Annotated in this window: 17 protein-coding genes and 1 tRNA gene; 9 read left to right on the top strand and 9 right to left on the bottom strand. The window is 42.2% G+C overall.

What is annotated here, in order from left to right; genetic code table 11:
* Positions 1-97 precede the first annotated feature (97 nt).
* Genes CRJ00_RS08480 through CRJ00_RS08470 form a run of 4 tightly spaced genes read left to right on the top strand, consistent with a single transcriptional unit; the run spans position 98 to position 2,229 of the window.
* Positions 98-373 carry a helix-turn-helix domain-containing protein gene (locus CRJ00_RS08480; protein WP_099366442.1) on the top strand — a complete coding sequence of 92 codons (276 nt, stop codon included), beginning with the start codon at positions 98-100 and terminating at the stop codon, positions 371-373.
* Positions 366-695 carry a hypothetical protein gene (locus tag CRJ00_RS18605; RefSeq protein WP_144038130.1) on the top strand — a complete coding sequence of 110 codons (330 nt, stop codon included), beginning with the start codon at positions 366-368 and terminating at the stop codon, positions 693-695. Before CRJ00_RS08480 ends, CRJ00_RS18605 begins: the two co-directional genes overlap by 8 nt.
* Complete coding sequence (locus CRJ00_RS08475; RefSeq protein WP_099366529.1) at positions 682-1,236, top strand: BfmA/BtgA family mobilization protein; 555 nt, start codon at positions 682-684, stop codon at positions 1,234-1,236. Before CRJ00_RS18605 ends, CRJ00_RS08475 begins: the two co-directional genes overlap by 14 nt.
* Positions 1,237-1,248: 12 nt before the next feature.
* Complete coding sequence (locus tag CRJ00_RS08470) at positions 1,249-2,229, top strand: DUF5712 family protein (RefSeq protein WP_099366441.1); 981 nt, start codon at positions 1,249-1,251, stop codon at positions 2,227-2,229.
* Between the two features lie 356 nt (positions 2,230-2,585).
* Here CRJ00_RS08470 and CRJ00_RS08465 read toward each other — a convergent pair whose 3' ends face one another.
* The 4 genes from CRJ00_RS08465 to CRJ00_RS08450 form a co-directional block, all read right to left on the bottom strand.
* On the bottom strand, positions 2,586-3,296 hold the full coding sequence (locus tag CRJ00_RS08465) for a hypothetical protein (RefSeq protein WP_099366440.1): 711 nt from the start codon (positions 3,294-3,296) through the stop codon (positions 2,586-2,588).
* Positions 3,296-6,295 (bottom strand): HsdM family class I SAM-dependent methyltransferase, encoded by a 3,000-nt coding sequence (locus CRJ00_RS08460; RefSeq protein WP_099366439.1) that lies wholly within the window; start codon positions 6,293-6,295, stop codon positions 3,296-3,298. The genes CRJ00_RS08465 and CRJ00_RS08460 overlap by 1 nt, the downstream gene beginning before the upstream one ends.
* Before the next feature lie 287 nt (positions 6,296-6,582).
* Entirely contained in the window at positions 6,583-6,963 is a 381-nt protein-coding gene (locus tag CRJ00_RS08455; RefSeq protein WP_099366438.1) for a hypothetical protein, read from the bottom strand.
* Positions 6,964-7,042: 79 nt separating this feature from the next.
* Positions 7,043-7,420, bottom strand: a complete 378-nt coding sequence (locus CRJ00_RS08450; RefSeq protein ID WP_099366437.1) for a hypothetical protein — start codon at positions 7,418-7,420, stop codon at positions 7,043-7,045.
* Between the two features lie 579 nt (positions 7,421-7,999).
* Here CRJ00_RS08450 and CRJ00_RS08445 point away from each other — a divergent pair.
* Genes CRJ00_RS08445 through CRJ00_RS08435 form a run of 3 tightly spaced genes read left to right on the top strand, consistent with a single transcriptional unit; the run spans position 8,000 to position 13,207 of the window.
* Positions 8,000-8,707 (top strand): TlpA disulfide reductase family protein, encoded by a 708-nt coding sequence (locus tag CRJ00_RS08445; protein WP_099366436.1) that lies wholly within the window; start codon positions 8,000-8,002, stop codon positions 8,705-8,707.
* Positions 8,704-11,850: a SusC/RagA family TonB-linked outer membrane protein gene (locus CRJ00_RS08440; RefSeq protein ID WP_099366435.1), complete on the top strand. Its 3,147-nt coding sequence runs from the start codon at positions 8,704-8,706 to the stop codon at positions 11,848-11,850. Before CRJ00_RS08445 ends, CRJ00_RS08440 begins: the two co-directional genes overlap by 4 nt.
* A 4-nt stretch (positions 11,851-11,854) precedes the next feature.
* A complete protein-coding gene (locus tag CRJ00_RS08435) occupies positions 11,855-13,207 on the top strand; it encodes a RagB/SusD family nutrient uptake outer membrane protein (RefSeq protein ID WP_180268454.1) in 1,353 nt (450 codons plus the stop codon).
* Between the two features lie 147 nt (positions 13,208-13,354).
* On the opposite strand, the gene CRJ00_RS08430 is transcribed toward CRJ00_RS08435, so the two are convergent.
* The 3 genes from CRJ00_RS08430 to CRJ00_RS08420 all read right to left on the bottom strand — a co-directional run bounded on the left by CRJ00_RS08430 (position 13,355) and on the right by CRJ00_RS08420 (position 15,439).
* Positions 13,355-13,687, bottom strand: a complete 333-nt coding sequence (locus tag CRJ00_RS08430; RefSeq protein ID WP_144038129.1) for a hypothetical protein — start codon at positions 13,685-13,687, stop codon at positions 13,355-13,357.
* 70 nt (positions 13,688-13,757) lie between these two features.
* Positions 13,758-14,093: a hypothetical protein gene (locus tag CRJ00_RS08425; RefSeq protein WP_099366432.1), complete on the bottom strand. Its 336-nt coding sequence runs from the start codon at positions 14,091-14,093 to the stop codon at positions 13,758-13,760.
* Positions 14,094-14,506: 413 nt separating this feature from the next.
* Positions 14,507-15,439, bottom strand: a complete 933-nt coding sequence (locus tag CRJ00_RS08420) for an AraC family transcriptional regulator (protein WP_180268453.1) — start codon at positions 15,437-15,439, stop codon at positions 14,507-14,509.
* 340 nt (positions 15,440-15,779) lie between these two features.
* On the opposite strand from CRJ00_RS08420, the gene CRJ00_RS08415 reads away from it, so the two are divergent.
* Positions 15,780-16,475: a hypothetical protein gene (locus CRJ00_RS08415; protein ID WP_099366430.1), complete on the top strand. Its 696-nt coding sequence runs from the start codon at positions 15,780-15,782 to the stop codon at positions 16,473-16,475.
* Positions 16,476-16,542: 67 nt separating this feature from the next.
* On the opposite strand, the gene CRJ00_RS08410 is transcribed toward CRJ00_RS08415, so the two are convergent.
* Both CRJ00_RS08410 and CRJ00_RS08405 read right to left on the bottom strand, forming a co-directional pair.
* Positions 16,543-17,781, bottom strand: a complete 1,239-nt coding sequence (locus CRJ00_RS08410; RefSeq protein WP_099366429.1) for a site-specific integrase — start codon at positions 17,779-17,781, stop codon at positions 16,543-16,545.
* A 249-nt stretch (positions 17,782-18,030) separates the two neighbouring features.
* Positions 18,031-18,102, bottom strand: a tRNA-Glu gene (locus CRJ00_RS08405).
* A gap of 113 nt (positions 18,103-18,215) precedes the next feature.
* Here CRJ00_RS08405 and CRJ00_RS08400 point away from each other — a divergent pair.
* A complete protein-coding gene (locus CRJ00_RS08400) occupies positions 18,216-20,732 on the top strand; it encodes a family 20 glycosylhydrolase (protein WP_099366428.1) in 2,517 nt (838 codons plus the stop codon).
* Positions 20,733-20,805 lie beyond the last annotated feature (73 nt).

Here is a 20,805-nt window from a genome sequence, read left to right as displayed (position 1 = left end):
CAGTTGGTCATCCACCTTCTCGTAATATCCCCCAATTTTGTTCCGTGGCACCGCCCATATCGGTGGCCGCTACGAATCGGAAACAAATTTGGAAACTATGCATATAGACATCGTAACGAAAGACGACCTCTGCAGGATGCAAAAGGAAATGATGGAGGAGATCAGGCAACTCATGAGAGAAAATGTGAAAAGGGAAAATGACCGGCAGTGGCTGCGCAGTGCCGAGGTAAGGAAGATGCTCGGTATATCACCGGGAACTTTGCAGAACCTCCGTATCAACGGGACGCTGCCCTACAAAAAGATCGGTGGGAGTATCTATTACCGTGGGGATGATATCCAAAGGATGATGGAAGGGGGAAATGGGAATGGATAGACACATGGGGATGCCGGGACATCTTTTTACCACCTACTTTGAGAAAGTGACCGGCGATAACAGGCTGTTGCCTTCACACATCGGTCTGATCATGGCACTTTTCTATTACCATGACGCTGTTAGCTCTTTAGACTTCTTCCATGCCAGCAGGAGCAGACTGATGCGCTTTTCGCGCATCAGATCGATAACAACTTACCATAAATGCCTTTCGGAGCTGGTAGCGTACGGCTATCTGGAATACATCCCTTCGTGGCATCCGACCAATGCCAGCAGGTTCCGGTTTATATTCGATGACAAAGGAGGTAGTAATGGACAGAATTGATCCCAACAGCAAGTCGGTACGTTACCCCAAGGAGGTGGACGAGCGGTTATCGTTACTGGCACGCAAGCTGGGACGGACAAAACGGGAACTGGTGATACAGATGGTGGATTATTTCTATAAGAGCAAAAAGGATCCCGCAGACCTGAACGATGAAATGCTGAAAAAGGAACTGTCCAGCGGAATCAGCAGGATACTCTCCTTTATCCGTAAACAGGAGGGTGATCTGCTGGTGCCGATCTATTCGATGGCCAGTGAACTCTCAACACTGGCAAAATTGCAGGGTACGGTCACCAAGGCGATAGCCGAAGCGCAGCTCAAGGGAAATACGGCTGTGGGGGAAAGCGTCAGTCACCTCAAACTTTTGGACAGCGATCTGAAACGGCTGATCGTAGCGCTTGCGGAAAAGGATAAACTGAAATCCGGTTTCAGAAAGATACTGGAGCATTATATCGCCCAAAGGGAAACCTTAGGCTGGCCGGTATCGGCCGCAAAGAAGGAGGAACTGGCAAAACAGGTGCGTCAGGCTTTAGAAAATTTATGACAGGAGGGAAATATGTTTATCAATATCACGCCATCTGAAACGGGAAACAACAAAGGTAGCTCCGCCGGGTTGGTGAACTATCTCGAAAAAGAGAACCGAAACATGAAAAGCATGGACGAACATGAAAAGTGGTTCAATGGGAACAGGGACGACATCAGGCCGCACGAGGTGCGGATCGGTATCGACAGCAACGTGGCCAAACTGGGAAAAGATGATAGTAAGTTCTTTCTGCTCAACATCAGTCCAAGCCAGAAAGAACTGGCGCACCTCTGCTCCGTTTATGGGGAAGAGGGCGCCAAGGAAAAACTGAAAGAGTTTGCCGTCAAGGTGATGGACGAATATGCAAAAAATTTCAAGCGGGATAATATTCACAGTCATAAAGATCTCCTCTGGTTCGGTAAACTGGAGAACCATAGATACTATGCACACAACGACAAGGAAGTCAGGAACGGAACGAGGCAACGGGGTGAGCGCAAGGAAGGACAGCAGATGCATATCCAGATCATTGTAAGCAGAAAGGATATAACCAATACAATTAAGCTCAGTCCGCAGAATACCTCGCGGGGTAAGAACACTTCCCATTCCAGAAAAATGGGGCAGTTTGACCGTACCGCGTTTAAGCAGTCGGGCGAAACCGTCTTTGATGAGGTGTTCGACTTTGAGCGTGGGCTGAAAGAACGGATGCGTTATGCCAATATGATGAAGAACGGAACGATGGAGCAGAAAGCACAGCTGCATACCCTTGGAAGTTTTATGGAAAGGTACCCGAAGCTGCACGAGGGCCATATAACAGATGATATTATGGCCAATATCCACCATGAAAAATATCCGGATGTTGGCAGTATGCTTTCCTCCATTGCAGGAGGGGCATGGGGGCTTTTTGAAATGTTGTTAGAACCTGCATTCGATGCATCGGCTGCACAGCAGACTGTTGCGGGTGAGGAGGAACGGAAACGCAGGCACAGAAAAAAGAGCCAGAGGATGAAAAGATAGAACTGCCCTTCCTCCCTGCGATACACGTGCATTCCTTCCTACGGCGGAAAGCACGCGAACTTCGGTTCGGAAAGCAAGAGGTGTTTTGCTGTGCGCACACCACTTGCGAAGTAACAAAGTCAGTTGCCATGTCGGGAGGGGGAAATTGTTCCCATCTGCACCGCTTTAGCAAAATTACCCACGGAGCCGGAAAGGTCAAGGGTGTGTAAACGCACCCTCACACTCTTGCCCATCACCGTGCGCCCTTGACCCGATTCCGTCCCCTTGAGTCTCGGTGGCCTAAGCGGTGAAAATGGGGTGATGTGTACAGGATTTTCTGTTAAATGCTAAAAAAATATTCTTGGGAAAGGTATTGGTCAATCGACTAAGTTTATCCAAAAGTGGAACAGGCTAATAAAATCTTGCTCACCATTATGCTCAGACCTTAGATTTTTCGAGATAAACTTATCTATTCCCGTTGTTTTGATATCCAATTTTATCAATTTATCCTCGCTCTTCCATATTTCTGAGGAACTGGCAATGAGTTCATCAATCCATTCATTGATTCTTAGATACCAATGGTTAGGATTTTCTCCTTGGATATAACCTATTATAGCGGAATACTTGAGGTTTTTTCCATGTATTCCTTTTTTGAATCTTTCAATTCCTCCACTAGGCTTGTCGTAGCCAGTTACATATTCTTTCTCTCGCTTCTGTCCCGGTGTGGGCAGTCGCTTGGCTTCTATAGAAAAGAACGAATCAAATTCTCCGTATATCCGATCTCCGATAAGAAGGTGCTCGTACTGTGAGATCGTTCCGATATCTATTTGTGGGCTTAAACCCGAATCAAGGTTTTCGACGTTTTCATGGTGAAAATGGAAAGGGTAAGATCCGGCGCTACGATTTAAGTATTTGCACAATCTGTCCGTAAGGGATTTTTCACTTGCAGACAGTTCTCCTTTGACCTTCATAGAAAATTGCGCAAAGTGTATTTCTATAAACTCGACAACCGAGTTGATTGATGACTCTAGTTCTATACCGTGGGTAACTTTCCCTGTGCCTATATTTGGAGAATTATCTGCTAACATTAGTACCCCTGCTTTCTTAAATCTGAAAAAGTTTCATCGGCATCACGAAGGGCGATTGATCTCAACCAGTAACGAAGCTTTTTAGGTTTGATCAAATAGACTACATTACCCTCATACAATCGCACGATCCTGACCGTCCTTAAACTTATCCCCAAATTCTTCTCTACAAGTGTTTCTATAGCCTTTTCTGCTTGATCCTGATCTTCGAATTCAATGATCGGTTTCTCTCCAAAATAGAACGGAAAGCAGATATAGGAATCTGTTTCTAGATATTCCCCGGGGTTTATGGTCTTAAACACGGATCGTAAAACGCTACAAAAGCTATTCGAAAAATCTAACAGATTTTGTGCTGTTACATCACTAATGGCTATTTTTGACTTTTCACCATTTCTCCTAAATTCCAGTAGATATTCTATGAAATCCCGAACCACGATTTCTTCAGATTCATTTAGCCACAGCTCTCTTTCGTCTTTTGGGTAAGGCAGATTTTTGAGGTCTTTCGCCAAAAGGGAGGAAGACTTATTGACCATAAATCTACCGCTAGTTCCCGCAAGATAGTAGGAGAACAACTGATTATTGACGAACCTTTCCTGAATTTTTAATAATTCCGATTTGTCACTTGCGTGTATTCCGAAGATTGAATTTTTAAAAACAATATCTTCATTTAAGTACTTGACTGGAATGGAAAAAGAGGCATTTTCAACAACCTCTTTAATGAGGAGATGAGGAGATAAATATACCTTTGGATTCCCCTTACTATGGAAGAAATACTCTTCAAGCGATTCGTCTATTTCAGATTCTTTAATTCCAGTTGATGTAAAAGCTTCAACCGGGAGGTGCTTTTTTTGGGTAAGGAAATCAGCACTTAACCTCTTTAATTCTTTTTCGTAAGCAGATTGCGATTGAACCGAATTGTGCCTATCTTTCTCTAATTTTTTTAATTTTAATAAATCAGACTTTATCGCGACGGTAAACCCTTCCGAGTAAACCCAATTATTCAATTTACTTTGCTCATTCAAAAAATCGCCAAAAGTGGGCAATCCCGAGAGACGTTTTATTATTTGGTGATGCCTATTTCCGCCCAAAAAGTTGGCTTTCCAAATCAATGGATCGCTATAAGCTAAACCAAAAGGTACATAATGAAAATCGTATGTATCCAGTTCGAAGTAAAGTTTTTCTTTATGTGGCTTGGTTCTACGTACGGTTATGTGAAGCAGGGGCTTACTTTTTGAAGGCTCATTTTTGACAAATATTGCAGCAGTAGCCACATCCCCATTCTTTCCAAACAGCACTCTGCTTATATGCGTGAAATCAATGATCTGCGGGACATTGTATTTCTTTAGCATCACTTGGCGAAATTGAAAGGAAGAGTTGTTATAGAGCAATGGACCTGATGGTTGAATAAGGCACACCAGTCCTTCCTCTTTACATAAATCTATAGATTCTTCGAGAAAGAGTAAAGATATCTGGTTGTCAGGAAGTGCGACTTGTATCTCTTTGTCTTTATCATCGATCAGAAGCCTACTTTTACTTCTGATGGCCTCGGACTGTGCCGCTGCAGGGGTAAGTTTTGCTTCAAATGGAGGATTCCCTATGATCAGATCGAAAGTCTTGTTTAGTTTCTGATCTTTGACCGCCGCAAAGAAATCATCGTGCAGGATATTCTCCTTGTGCAGATCGTCAAATCTTAAGTCTTTCCATATCTGCAATGGAGCCAGTTCGTCACACAAAGCCAAACTTAGACTGAAGATGGTAAGTTCCGCAGCCTCTTTTTTTAATTCTACACCATAAATATTATCGCGAAGCAGCTTTTTTAAGGTTTCTAAACTCGGGTAATCCCAACCGTTCTTCTTACGCCAGCGATAAATCAATCTTCGGTAGGCTCCAACAAGAAAAACCCCAGAACCGCAGGCTGGATCGAGGATCTTAAAATCGGTTTCCTCGTTGGTCAAGGGCAAAGCCTCATCCAATAAGAAATTGACCAAATAGGGAGGTGTATAAACAACGCCAGGCTGCTTGCCTAAAAACTCCTCATAGATATTGCTGATCAGTTCGACAGGCAGATCGTTGAACGAGTACAACCGCCAAAATACGAATTGGATTCCCTCAGTCTCACCTTGAAGAAACTGTCCAAATCTGGATAGATCACGATTTGTGATGGCTTCCCTCTCCTCCTCATCTATTTGAAATATACCGCCGTTAAAATGACGTGCGAGGTAGTCCAAAAGTTTCGCAAAAGCTCCCTTTGTGTTTAGCACATCTGTGAATCGGGTAGCTTTATCCGCAAAATTGGAAAAGAAATCTTTGGGAAAGACCTTGTTCCCATTTTCGTCTTCCCGCTCCTCCAGATATTTGATTAGTATGGACAATACCATAATGCGATGTGCAAAGTTTGCCGGAAGGACATTTTTATCTATGATATCCTTTAATGCCTGCTTGAGCTCTGTAAGTAATTTTTCGTATGCACCATTGCTGAATTTAAACTGTGGACTATATTTCGAGCTTTCCCAGAAAGTACCATTGTCGAATGATCTTCCAGAAAAAGCTTTGAAATCTTCTGCGGATTGCGTGTCGATCGCTTCAGAAAGATTGGCGGCAAGCCTTATTGTCGTGAGCGGCTTATATTTCAGTTTTTTGCCTTCGGCCGGTTGTTCGAAGCAGTTGAATATCCGTACATCCTGTTTTGTAAACACAAAGAACATCGGAACCAATCCAGAACTGTAAAGTTGTCTGTGAAGATCGGTCAGGTACGCCTCATCGACACCTAGATCATTGGTGTAGTCGTACAGATATACCTGGGGTACGGATGGGCGATTTTCAAACCGTCTAAAATAGACATAATGGGCCTTATACTTTCTCGCATTCTCCAATGCGAGAAACTCCTCGGGCGAAATACCATCGGGGGAGTCGTTCTTATCTACGGGCACGAGGCCTGAAGCACCCTCGGAATTTCCGAGCATATCCAGTTTTTCCAGACTATATAATAGTTCTTGATTCATGACAAAACTGTTGTGTCCCCTTGGTTTTTCCGTTGTTTAATCAATTCCTCTTGCAGGAACCCCCTCGAAACCGCAAAGATAGCACAATATATAGCAAGATATTAATTTTAGGTCGTATTCAGGAAAAATTAACTCTTTTTGTCAGCAGAGATGACAGTTAATAAAGTCTTCAAAATCATCTACAGGTCTTCTGCAATGAAAACCGCATAAATACAGCAATGTAAATATGCGTAAAACCCACTTCATTTTGCAAATTGCAAATCGCAAAAGAAAGCAAATAGGTAGACCTAATTGCTTTCTTTTGCACGGGCTATCTTCTCTTCTAACTCCGTAATATATTTCCTTTGTAAGGAAAGTATTTCCTCATTTTTCTCCAAGAGCGTATCCTTTGCGGCTAGTTCTTCTTGTAGGTTTTCGATTTGCTTGAGCCAACCTTTCGACTCGTTGTCACGAAAGGATTTTAGAGGTTCATCTTCATAATAATATGAAAAGAAGTCATGATTTAATTCACGACTAATGGATTTAAGAAGTTCCGTGTCAATAGTAGACCTCCTATAAATATTTGCTGCACCTTGTTTGGTTCTGTTAATTTTCTCTCCAAATTGCTGCTGGGTCAATCCTTGTGCAGTTGCGACATTCTTAATTATTTGTCCTATTTTATCCTTCATAAGGCAACTATGATAGTTGTTGATAGTAAGTGTTATCTGTACTAAGTATGAAATGCCAAAAAGGGTCTTTTATAGTGGTTCAACCCTTATTAGCTTGATTAAGCTTTTCTTCAATCTCAGCTATAATTTTATTTTGAAGAAAAATTACTTGATCCTTTTCCTTTATAAGTTCGTCCTTAAGTTGAACAGTCTTTTCCAAGTTTTCTATCTTTTCTACCCATTTTGAGAACTCTTCTTTTCTAAATGTTGCTAAAGGCTCCTTGTCGTAATAGAACTCTAAAAAATTCTTTTTAGCATGAGAGGAAAGTTTAAAAAGCCTACTAATCAATATATCATTCTTCATCAAGTTTTTCTCGAATGCAGATTCAGATAGACCAATAGAGTCACCTGCGGATTTGTTAGAAATACCCTTATATCTTAAATATTTCTGTATATGTTTTCCAATTGATTCTTCCATACTACAAAGTACCCGATGAAAGTGGAAGATACACCTATTTAAAACCTCCAAATAATTGATTATTTTACACCAAGATTTGGAGGTTAATTTTATTGTTAGTATATTTGGTTCTTTAAACTAATATACGCTATGATGAATTTTTATGTTTGTATATATGTGATACTTAGTTAATACTAGAATAAAATCTAGGTAGTAGCAAAATTTAATGCATCCGACTCTCCCCAGCCAAATTACAGGAAATAGGATGCAGCGAGTGGCGCTCCTATTGTCGTGCAATTATATTTATCAATATATTTGGGACTGCGGCATAGGTAGCTCACTCGTCTTTCCGAACCTGGCTGGGGAGGGGGCGAGTAGAGGACTGTGCCGTTTTCTTTTCTCCTCGCTTTATTACGATCAAAATAAAGCACAATGAGCCTAAAAAAAGAATTATTTAAGAACCTGATAAAACCTCCGGTATAATCCTGCCATTTTTTTGACTTGTGCACAGCTTCCTTAGAATTCAATCTTTGCCATTAGCTTCCATGTGCAAGAGTCTTTTTTATTAACCTGATTCATCAACTGAATAAATTCAAAAAAATGACGTTTTTATACGCACTGGCTAAGCTTTGGCCTAAAGTAAAGCGAATATACATTACACTCTTTTCATTTAACAAGATATTCCTGTCTGCCACCCATGGGCATAGACTGGTATATGTCCGGCAGGCATTTTTGCTCACAATTTTTTGTTTCATATTGTTTAGTTATGCCCAAGCGCAGTCCGCCCAAGAGCGGGCTGATGCTGGGCTAAATGATGTTAGACCTCTAAAGATTGGCGATAAACTACCTGAAACCTTTTGGCAGCAAGAGCATACCATTTACATTAACGGACAAACCAATAAACAGACTTTAGAGCAATACAGAGGCAATCTGCTCATCTTGGATTTTTGGGCAAGTTGGTGCGGCCCATGCCTCAAAAAATTTGCTTTCGCCGATAGTATAAATCTCACTTTCGCTGACCAAGTTGCTGTAGTACTGGTTAATGCAGACAATACCGGAGATGATGAGGAAAAGATAATAGGTAAGATGCGAGAAATGGGAAGCGGGTTAAATACCATTATGAAAGATGGCATACTTTGGAAACTATTCCAACACTCCATTATACCACATTACGTGTGGATCGAAAATGGACAATACCGGGCAGCAACAGGCGCAGAAATGTTTGACCTGCATAACATAGAGGTTTCCATTAAAAGGCGTCACAAACTAAATGAGACCATTCGCAGACGTAACACTAGCAACCAATGAAAAAGATCTTTTTTATGATATCGGTATTATTTACCATAGCTGCTGTTGCCCATAGCCAACAAAGGGTTTTTAAAGTGGTTGATGCAGACAGCAAAAAGGGAATTACCGCTGTTGTTTCTGTAGGAAACAACAATTTTCCGACTGACAACAACGGTTATTTTAAGCTTTCTATCGTAAATCGACCTGTAAAACTCAGGATACAGGCGTTGAATTACATTCCTTTGGATACTTTGCTAAGTGACTATAACGGTTCTCTTATCTTCCATTTAAGACCAGTGGTAAAAGAAATTGAGGAAGTGGTAATCAGTACAGGATACCAAAAGATCAAGCAGGAGCAACTAACTGGATCGGTACAGCATATCGGTTCCCATATGCTCGAGAATCAGGTGAGCACAGACGTACTATCTAGGCTAGAGGCTATTTCCAGCGGACTGAGCGTAGACCGTAGTACAGCACAGGGACGTATTACCATTAGAGGGTTGAGCAGCATCAATGGTCCCAAGGATGTATTGATAGTTGTAGATAATTTTCCATATGATGGAAATCTCGAAAATATCAATCCTAATGATGTTGAAAGTATTACCCTGCTGAAAGATGCCGCGGCAAGTTCTATATGGGGAAGTAAGGCTGGCAATGGTGTAATTGTGATCACGACCAAGAAAGGTGAATTCAATCAAGATCTGCAAATACAGGGCAGTATTAACAATAATGTCATTAGTAAGCCCAACCTGTATCGTTTGCAGCAAATGAGTTCATCCGATTATATCGATGTCGAAAGTTATCTGTTTTCCCAAGGATATTATCAATCTGCTTATGATGACCCGTCTATGCCAGGGTTGACGCCCGTAATAGAGACACTCTACAATGCAGATCTGAGCCCAAGTGAAAAAGAAGAACGTCTGGATCGATGGCGCCATCTGGATGTGAGGGATGAGTTCAAGAGCAAGGTTTATGGAGTGGGGCTAAACCAGCAGTACAACCTACAGGCCAATGGAGGCAACAGGCGCTATAACTGGTTAGCGACAGCGGGATACGACCGAAACAGGGATAATCTGGATGCATTGTACGCTAGGTTGACCTTACGTTATGCTTTGGAAATCAATTTGGCAAAAAACCTAAGCGTGGACATGAATATTACCCATGCTAATGCACAAAGCAAAAGCGGCAAGCAGGGTTATACCGAGATCACAGCGTTAAATGGCACACTCTATCCTTATGCACAACTAACAGACGAAGATGGTAATGCAATGCCTTTGGTACAGAACTATCGGCTAAGCTACCTGAGCACATTGGATGGAAGACTGGCTGATTGGAAATATTATCCGCTCACGGACTGTCTCTTTAACAAGGACGAGATAAATCTTAATAATACAGGGATAAATGTAGGAATGAATTATCGGTATGCAGGTTTTGATGTTCAAGCGCTCTATCGTATGGAAAGACAGCAGACCACTAATGAAAATATCTATGATGCCCAGAGTTATTTTGCAAGGGATATCGTGAACAGTTTTGCTCAGCCTGCCGATGATGGCTCTATCAGTTACTTGGTTCCACAGGGTGGTATAATGGATTTACAGAACGGATATCTGCTGGCGAACAACTTAAGGCTTCAACTGAACTATGACAAACGCTTCGGGTCACATCACTTTAACGCACTTGCCGGTGCTGAGCGTCGTTCTCTACGCAATGAAAGCAACAGCTTCCGCTATTTTGGACTGGAAACGAATACCCTGAATACAGGTCTAGTTGATCTGACAAAGCGGTATCCGCACTACATCACCGGCAGCAACAGCTTTATACCTGGCAGGCAAAGCCTGGGGCTGACTCGGAACAATTTTGTGAGTTTTTATGGTAATGCTAGCTATAGTTACAGAGATACTTATTTTATTTATGCCAGTGCCCGTCGCGATGCATCGAATCTGTTCGGGGTGAGTACGAACAATAAATGGAAGCCATTATGGAGCGTGGGTTTGGCTTGGAATGTCGACAACGATCTGCCTTGGCTAAAATCAGGCGCGTCTCTGAAACTTAGGGCGAGTTATGGATTTAGCGGCAATGCAGACCCATCACGTACCGGCCTCACTACCATTACCTACAATACTGTATCACCTTTTACCCAAAGCAACTTTGCCTCGATTACACGCTTTTATAATCCCGATCTACGTTGGGAGACTGTTGGCACACTTAATATAGGTGCTGATTTTGGTCTCTTTGACAGGCGCATCAGCGGAAGCTTTGACTATTACCGAAAAAGGGCCAAGGATCTGTTCGGCTTTTATCCTATTGACTACACAAGTGGTGTGGGGCCGACCATGGTAAGGAATATTGCATCGATGGAGGGGCATGGCATCGATCTGAGACTTGAGAGCCGTAACCTTGTGGGAAATGGCCTCCAATGGGGTACCATCATAAATTTCAGCACCAATCGGGACAAGGTAACGGATTATTATGACGTCTCAACGAAAGGCGGAGACTATATAGGGACCGGAACAATTACCGGCTTGGTGGGTAAACCGGTCTACTCGGTCTTTTCGTACCGATATGGAGGACTGGATCAGCAGGGAAATCCATTAGGTTATCTCAACAACGATTTTTCTACGGATTACGTGGAGCTCACGGGGAACGGCAGTAGTCTGACGGACTTGCGATATCACGGCTCCGCACTGCCTACAGTATTTGGAAATTTTACCAATCGGTTAAGCTACAACAGGTTGAGTCTGGAAGTCGCACTTGCCTATAAGTTTGGTTATTACTTCAGACGCAGCAGTATACAGTATACTAATTTGGTGGGCAGCGGACGCGGTCATTCGGACTATTCTCTGCGCTGGCAAAATACGGGAGATGAGATGCATACTAATGTACCTTCATTCCAATACCCGGTTAATGATAGTCGGAGTTTGTTCTATCAACTTTCGGAAGTACTGGTGGAGCCGGCAGACCACTTACGCCTACAATATGTTTCCCTAAGCTACCAATTGGAAAACAAATTCAAGAATTTAGGTATCCGAGATATGCGCATCATGCTAAACGCAAGCAATTTGGGTTTGTTGTGGACGTCCAATAAGAAAGATCTCGATCCCGATTATGACAATGTGCTGCAGCCATCAAAAGCGTACGCGCTGGCACTTCAATTTAAATTTTAGATATATGAACAATAGAATAAAGTATTTTGCTGCCACTTTGGTCATAATAGCCATGACAGGCTGTGAAAAGTTTCTGGAGGAAAAGCCTGATCAGAAACTTGCTACAATAACCACTATCAGGGACATGCAGGCCGTATTGGACGATTATGCTACGCTTAACTATACCGACCCGGCAATGGGTGAGGTGTGTGGTGACAACTACTATATGACCGATGTTGTTTTTAACGCGCGTGACGAGTACGATAGAAATCTATATGTTTGGGCATCTGCAAATATATTTAAGCCACAATACAATGCTTGGACAAACATCTATGCGCAGGTTAATGTGGCCAATAACATTCTGCAAGCTGTCGCGGATAATTCTACTATCATCAACGACAATGATGCTCTTGCAGGAATTTCGGCTCAGGCGTATTTTTTCAGGGGCAGGGCTTTTTTCAATGCACTTGGGGTTTGGAGCATGCCATATAACAAGGCTACGGCCGAAACATTGCCAGGTATCCCTCTTCGGTTGAATGCCGATTTCAACGAGCCATCTACCCGTCAAAGTATCGCCGATGGTTATGATCAGGTGCTTGCCGATCTGAAGAAGAGCGCTCAGTTTTTACCGGATGTTGTTCCTTCCCCTACCAGACCTTCTAAGGCTGCGGCTTATGGAATGCTGTCCCGTGTATATCTGCAAATGAGGGATTATATTGCAGCAGGGGAATATGCAGATAGTTGTTTACGGTTCCAGCATCGTCTATTGGATTACAATACACTTACAATCACTGTCAATTTCCCGTTGCCTCATCTAAACGAGGAGGTGATCTTCGAGAGCAGGGTGGCAACGGTAGGACCTATTGTACAGAGTAGGGCACTCATTAATCCTGTGCTATATGATATGTACCATACAGATGACTTACGTAAGTTGGCATTTTTTCGCGCCAGCGGCACTTCCTATATTTTTAAAGGTAGTTATCAGGCTGGAGCGACTCTGTTCAATGGTATTACTACGGCCGAAATGCTGCTGACACGAGCCGAATGCAAAGCAAGGGATGGAAAGGTTAATGAAGCCTTAGATGATCTTAACCTTCTTTTGCAGTATAGGTACCGTACAGGTACATTTGTTCCGACATTGGCAACTTCATCCCTCGAAGCGTTGGAAATAATTAAAGACGAGCGACGGAAAGAATTGGCATTCAGAAGTATGAGATGGCTGGATATTAAACGTTATAATGAGGAGGGGGATGGCATTACGCTCAGCAGGACAATAGATGGAAAGGTCTATAAACTTGAGCCACAGAGCAAGGGTTATGCTCTGCCAATCCCAGAGGATGTAATTGCGCTTAGTGGCATGCAGCAAAATGAACGCTGATAAATCGATTGCCAAGAAATTACACGATTAAAGTGGTGTCCAAAAAATACGGACACCACAATTTTTCTACATATCACAACATCGCTTTAAGTACATGCTTAGAGTTAAACATCTCTCTTCTTAGAAAGCCCAAGCAAAATAGCACTTTTAGTTTGATTTGGTATGTAAAGCGGCAGCCGTTACAGCAGCCTCATTAGGAAAGTTGGTTGACAAATATGTGTTTAGTTTTGCTTGGGTATCTATACTTTCGTCAACCTGTATTACACAAGGCATTTCCTCCCCATCATCACAACCAGGTGCACTTGGATTAGTAATTTGAGTATAATTAAACCCAGATCTAGCACCGACTTGGGTGTTGAGATCATATCTCCAATATGTAAAAGTTGCTTTTTTTGCTTTAAAAGCACTTACACTAAACATAAGGCCGAACGCTAATCCAAGCGCCACAAGGCCAAACATTAATTTCTTTAGATTTTTCACGTAATTGATCTTAAAGTTAGATTTTATAGTAGCGTAGACAAAGGACAACTTTATTTTCACATACTATTTTTTAGGGTTGTCTTTTAGCAGACCTCGCTGAAGACCATTGTATCCAGATACGTTGGCTTTCATTTCCCGGATAGTTCTTGCGGCTATCCGGGTATATCGTAAATACCGTAAATTTACGTCGGTGGACAATTCTTCTAGAAACTCTCTTCTGGGCTAAGGCAATCCGACAAGGTGATTTTTCCTGTTTGATGACTTTCATCACCAAGGTAATGACCATGGATATCCGCAAGAACAGGACATGCAGCTCCATCCATAGGGATCGGTACAGATTCTCCATTCGATGGGGGAAACCTGTCTTTTTTTCTTTCGCTGTGCCTTTACTGTCCATTGCATTCATTTTTAACATTGACCATTTGCCTACTGTTCAGCAGGGCGGCCTTGGCCCCACCTGCCCGATTAGGCTTGTCTGCACTTTATCGATGTAACCCTCGTCCCTGTGTCCCGACATCCGAACTTGTCCAGATGCGTATCGGCGGATATAAATAGCTGGTCTCACTGCCTTTTGCTACCCTGTCTGGAACTCTGCCATCGGGAAAGATGGTGTGGAGCCCGATACGCCTGCCATATCTTGAATCTCTCGAAGGAGAAAAATTGTTCAAGCTTACTTAACAAAGTTCAACATCGTTTTTGATGTAGAGGTAGAAAAAAACTTACCAAAAAGCATTGTTTTTTATGAAAAATAGGGGCAAAAAAGTAAGTTTTTTTCGGGTCGAGGATCTGTTGTTTATTGAAAATGACTTTAAAAGTACGTTAAATACACTCTGAAGGCGGAAAACCAAAGAATTTCTTGAACTGTATGCCAAAACTCCTGAAATCTGCGTATCCGACCAGCTGCCAGACTTCTGTTGGAGAGGAACTTTTTGAGAGAAGCAACTGCTTGGCCATTTGCATGCGTAACTGGATCAGATAGTTGTGCGGTGTGATCCCAAACTCGGCCTTGAAGGTTTCGATCAGTGTTTTTTCCGTAATGTTGAACCTATCCATCAATACTTTATTTGTCAGATCGGGACTCCTATAATTTAGATCCAGATATTCTTTTATAAGGTAGGGACGGGCAGACATTTTTTTCTCGACAGCAAGCTGATAATGATACAGCACTCTTTTTGAATCGCGCAACAGGGCGGCTTCAAGATCCTTGTCCTTTAACTCTGTCCTTCCAAGAAGCTTATCGAGACTTCGCTCCATCCCCTTTTCGATCCGGCAGGACGGCATGTGCCCGAATGGCAGGTTATCTTGTCCCATCTGATCTAGGAATGGCTCCAGTCTCGGATATTTCCCGATGTTCTTTGTCACCCATTCATTTCTGGGGATGATATAGCAGAGGCGGTGTCTTCCTGCCGGTAAGCTGAACGAATACAGTCCTTGCCGGTTGTACGTGGCATAGCAGACGTCTCCTTTTGCTTCGGCAATGTATTCTCCATCGTGTTTATGGAATTGGATATTCCCTTCCAACATCATAAAGAGGAACAGACTGGTATCCTCCATCAGGTAATCTGCCTGCAGGTCGGAGTGTATATCAACCTCGATTACTTCAAGAAAGAAAAGGAAATGGCTGTAATACTGGCTGATGATTATACCTTCTTTGACATCTATTCGTTCTGCCTTCGCATACGGCAAATAGTGCCTAGTCCACCGGGGGACGTTTCCGGTGATGTCTGTCACAACGGCGTGTGATCTGAACATATATTTTACGGTCCTGCGCATGGTTCGCAAGCTTTTTCATACAAGAATAAATGCCTTGAAATGTGATCTTCATATTAATCTACTATCAAAGTTACGATTTGAGACGCTTAAATGAAACCTCATGGTTTATAAATCACTAGGCTAGCCTGCAAATAAAGGTTATTTTAAAGTTTTTTCGATGAACCGAGGTTCTTCTGCAATATACTTGTACCTGTTCCGGATTAGGCAAGTATATGTACGCAGACTTCACAGGAATGAATGATTTTTAAAATCATACTGTTGTATCTCCAGTATAATTTAATCAGCTTTGTATGGAAAAGAAAGCATACCAATTTTTACAATGGAGATCTTCAAAAGAATTTTTAGGGCTTTGCTTACGAAAGATAAATCAGAGCGACACAAGCTGCAGATCAAAGAGCAGGATCTCAAGGACTTGGAATTCCTTGCCCAGAAATCGAGTTATTTTATCGAAAAACAGGTGGAGAGTTACCGGAACAAAATCGCGATTTCCGCTACGGTTATCACCGTTATAGTAATCTTTATCCCATTTTTTATAAGTGGTCTCCAGAACAGTGCGCTTTGGATAAAGCTGGTTTCAATCCTACCTTTGGCGGGACTGACGATCTGTTTAGTAAATTTCGTCAAGGTGCTCAAAACGAAATCTCTGGATTTTGGTTTTCACACGGATAAATTCGACAGCTTGGTCAATAAAAAATATGAAGAAATTCTGTTACATGAGATCGGAGCAAATAAATCCTCATTTGAAGATAATTCGATAAAAATAAAAAAGATTGACAAGGTCTTTCATTTTAATATTAAATTTACCTTGGTCAATATTATAGCATCAACAATCATATTAATAATCACTAATCTTTTCAGTATGAGCAATAATGAAAACGAGACAAATCAACCTGCGGAACCGGTTAGGGTCGTTCCTACAGTAGATCCCGGAGAACGTACGAATCTAACAGACACGGCTCCGAAAATGCATCTGGTCGTTCCAGATTCTTCTGGTAAAAAGACGGAACAGAAATAGAGCACCTTCATAAAGTTAACGGTCAGACTATAGAAGGTCTGACCGTTAACTTTGTGTTTTCAAATAATTATAAAGACTTTGTGAAGCCGTTGCCCAATTTTAAGCGCTTTTCTAACTTGCCCATATCACTTGCTACTCGTGTATCCAACAGTTTGGCGTAGTGTTGGGTGGTCTTGATGTCCGTGTGACCGAGCATCTTGGATACTGATTCAATCGGCACATCATTGGATAAGGTGATCGTTGTGGCAAAAGTATGCCTAGCCATGTGGAAGGTCAGCTTTTTGGTGATGCCACATAAGTCAGCTATCTCCTTAAGGTAACTGTTCATCTTTTGGTTACTGAGGACGGGGAGCAGCCTGCCTTTGGAAACACAGGGTGGATAATCACTATAGCGTGAAAGGATTTCCAGTGCCTTTGGCAATAGGGGGATATTCGAAGCCGTCTCCGTTTTCTCCCGGTTGGTGAATATCCAGAGTTTTCCTCCAAAACCTCTTCCTATATCGACATCGGAAAGTTTTTTGACATCGGCGTAGGACAACCCCGTGTAGCAACAGAACACAAAGATGTCACGCACATGTGCAAGTCTGGGAATCGCAAACAGCTTGCGTTCGATACGTTCCAGCTCATCCTCGGTCAAAAATTCTTTTTCTTTCGCTTTGGCAGAATTCTTATAGAATGCAAAGGGATCTTCTGTAATCCATTTGTGCGCTATACAAAGTCTAACGATCTTCCGCAGGTGCTTTATGTACTTGGCAGCAGATACTTCCGAACAGCCGAGTGCAGAGCGAAGGAAAAATTCATAACCGACAACAAAGCCATGATCCATTTTTCTTACCTCGATATCCTTCAAGTCAAGATTTTCGTTTAGATAATTTGCGATATGTGAAAGGGAAGTGTTGTAACCCTTCAGTGTATTGGGCTTAAACCCGTTTCCCAACAGCGCTTTCATCTGCTCGTTGTGTTCAAGAAAAACAGCAAGCAATGATTTTCTCGGGACATCCTTTCCGAGGTATTTCTGTTTCAGCGATTCAGCGGAGATGTCCTCCCCGCTTTTGGTCATCTGGAGATGAATATCCGCCACTTTGTGTTCGAGGGTGTCCAGATAAGCGTTCAGGGTTTTGACATCCTCTTTGGTTCCCTTCGCACGGTTTGCCTTTGATATCCACTTTGCAGGATCGCATTCCCGTCCTGTGGATAGCTCCTTCGGTATTCCGTCTACGGTAATACGCATGTAGATCGGCTTGGGGCCGTTTACGTAATTTTTTGGTTTCTTCAGGTAGAAGAGCAAGGAATAATTTGTACTCATGACAGTATCATTTAAGTAAAGCAAAATTAGCCTTGCAGCCGAACGAAATCAAGATGTTCATTTTTTAAACAAGCTGTTAAACAGCGAGTTAAAACCTTTCCAGTGAGTAGGATAGATTAAAAAAATGACTCACCGAATGACTCACTTTTTTATTGGGAAAAGTTGAAAGATTTGTAGATACCGATAAAACAAAAAAGCCTGCAAACATTTGATTTGCAAGCTTTTGGTATGTTTTGACTTTTAAGTCTGTAGCCCGTAGGGGAATCGAACCCCTGTTTCAAGAATGAAAATCTTGCGTCCTAACCCCTAGACGAACGGGCCGATTTGTGTTTCGGTGTGCAAATATAGAATTTCCTTTATTATTCCCAAAATTTTTTATCAAAAAAATCCTAAATAATTCTTTTAAGGGTATTTTTTGCTAGATTACAACTATTATGAATCGATTAAAAACTTACCTTACACTGAGTTTGGGACTATGTCTCGGACTTCAGGAATCTTCCGCACAGAAGATCAAAGTAAAATGGGATTTTAGCGCTAACTACCATCCCAGCCAAAATCGGGTATTGCAACTGACCTTGATCAATACCGATAATGTGCCCATCCAATTGGATACCTATGACCTATGGTTCAATTCCATGTATCCCATTGAAGAAATTAACCAAAACAATGCTGAAGAAATTAACCAAAAAAATTACAGGTTCCATAACCGAAATGGTAACCTGTATTCCGTAGACTTTGCAAAGGGAACTCGGATAAATGTGAAAGATTCTATAACACTAGAATACAAGTCCCCTTATCCCATTACCCACACTTCACTGACACCAAATGGGTTTTACCTGGAAAGTAAGTCCAAACCAAGCAAGCACATTGAGATAGGACATCCAGAAGTGATTGCTGCTAAGGTCACCCCACAAGAGGAAAACAATATGTTATCCGCGCTTTATGCACGAAATAGTTTGACCCATAATGGCAAGGCGCAGGCCATTTTACCAACTCCCGCTCATTTGAAAATGGGAAATGGGGCTTTTAGCCCAGGTAAGATACTGGATGTTTCTATCGATGAGGGATTCAATAATTCAGATAAAAAATCCTTTAGCGAATATCTCCGCACTTTCCCAAATCTGGCCCAAATCCAGGCACCCAAAGGTGACCAAGGCAAGCTTAAAATAAGACAGAACAAGGAATTAGGCAAGGAAGCCTATCATTTAAAGGTTTCAACGAATGGGATCGAAATTTCCGCTTCCCATGCGGCCGGCGTTTTTTATGCCGTTCAATCTTTAAGATCCTTATTGAATCCGGAACAATTACAGGGGAAAACAGCCCTTTCCTTTCCTTTTTTGGAAGTTCAGGATGAACCCAGGTTTGCTTATCGGGGGTTCATGATGGATATCGCTCGGAATTTTAAGGATATCCATACCATCAAGAAATACATTGATGTGATGGCTTCCTTGAAGTTGAATAAGTTCCACCTGCATTTTATAGACGATGAGGGTTGGCGATTGGAGATCCCCTCATTGCCAGAATTAACAGAAATAGGATCAAAACGATCCGGAACCTTTAAAGATGGGAATAGCATTCAACCTGCTTATGGATCAGGCTCAAATCCTACCGAAAATGCCTTTCTGACAAAAGAACAATTTCAGGAGCTATTGACTTATGCTGCGGAAAGACATGTAACCATCATTCCGGAAATAGAGACCCCTGGGCATGCCAGAGCAGCCATAAAGGCCATGGAAACACGATACCATCGTTTGATGAAAGCCGGAAAGCAGAAAGAAGCTGAAGAATTCCTGTTGTACGAAGCTACTGATAGTTCCAAATATAGTTCCGCACAATATTGGGACGATAATGTGATGAACCCGGCATTGCCTTCTGTATATCGCTTTATAGACGTGGTATTGGAGGATATCAAGAAGATGTATCAGGAAGTGGGTTTGGAACTGAAACTTGTCTCCCTGGGCGGAGATGAGGTTCCATCGGGATCTTGGGAAGGCTCACCCATCATCAAGCAGCTGATGGCGAAAGAAGGGATGAAATCTGTTTATGAAGTTTGGCCATATTATGTGGAAAAGATAAATGCCATCTGTGCATCAAAGGGAATGAACATTGCGGGATGGGAAGAATTTGGTATGGTCAACCAAGGAAAAGGGATGCAGGTCAATCCTGAACTCAATCATTTGGACATGTACCTAGATGTATGGAACAATGTTATCGGTGGAGGACAGGAAGATTTGGCCTATAGATTGGCCAATGCGGGATATAAGACGGTATTTACCAGTTGTGCAAATTATTATTTGGACATGGTCTGGGATAGGAATTTCAATGAACCGGGCTTAAAATGGGCTTCCATAACCGATCTATACCATGCCTATTCCATGTTGCCAGAAGCATTTTTTGCCAATATGAAATACACACAGACAGGCAAGGATCTGAAAGATGAATATATTGCAGGCAAAGTAAGACTTACCGAGAAGGGGAGGTCCAACTTAGTGGGCATCAAAGCCGCACTGTGGGCAGAAACGGTACTGACTGCGGAGCGTATGGATTACATGTTGTTCCCCCGTTTGTTTGCCATGGCAGAGCGGGCATGGGCCCCAAAACGAAATTGGGAAAATGATAAGGAATTCAATAAATCCGAATTTGATAAAACGTATAATGCTTTTGTGCACAAGGTAGGTAGTAATGAACTTCAGAAATTGGATTTTGCCTTTGGCGGATTTAAGTATCGGCTGCCATCGGTAGGAATAAATGCTGAAAAGGGAACTTTACATGCCAATACGGAATATCCTGGATTTCAGATCTATTATACAGAAGATGGATCGATACCAACAGTTAATAGCCGTCCGTATCCAAAAGGCGGGATTGCATTAAAAGATCATATGATCGTGAAACTGGCAGCCATTGATCAACATGGTAGAAGTGGACGAGTAAGTACCTATACCCGGAATTAAACAAGATTATTAAGATTAACAAGATAAAAAAGGGCAAATCGGTTAGATTCGCCCTTTGCTATTCTATAAATTA

Origin of the sequence: Sphingobacterium sp. 1.A.4 (genome assembly GCF_002734245.1) — a bacterium.
Lineage (GTDB): Bacteria > Bacteroidota > Bacteroidia > Sphingobacteriales > Sphingobacteriaceae > Sphingobacterium > Sphingobacterium tenebrionis.
Note: the sequence above shows the minus strand (reverse complement) of the source record. Positions and strands in the feature narration are given on the sequence as shown.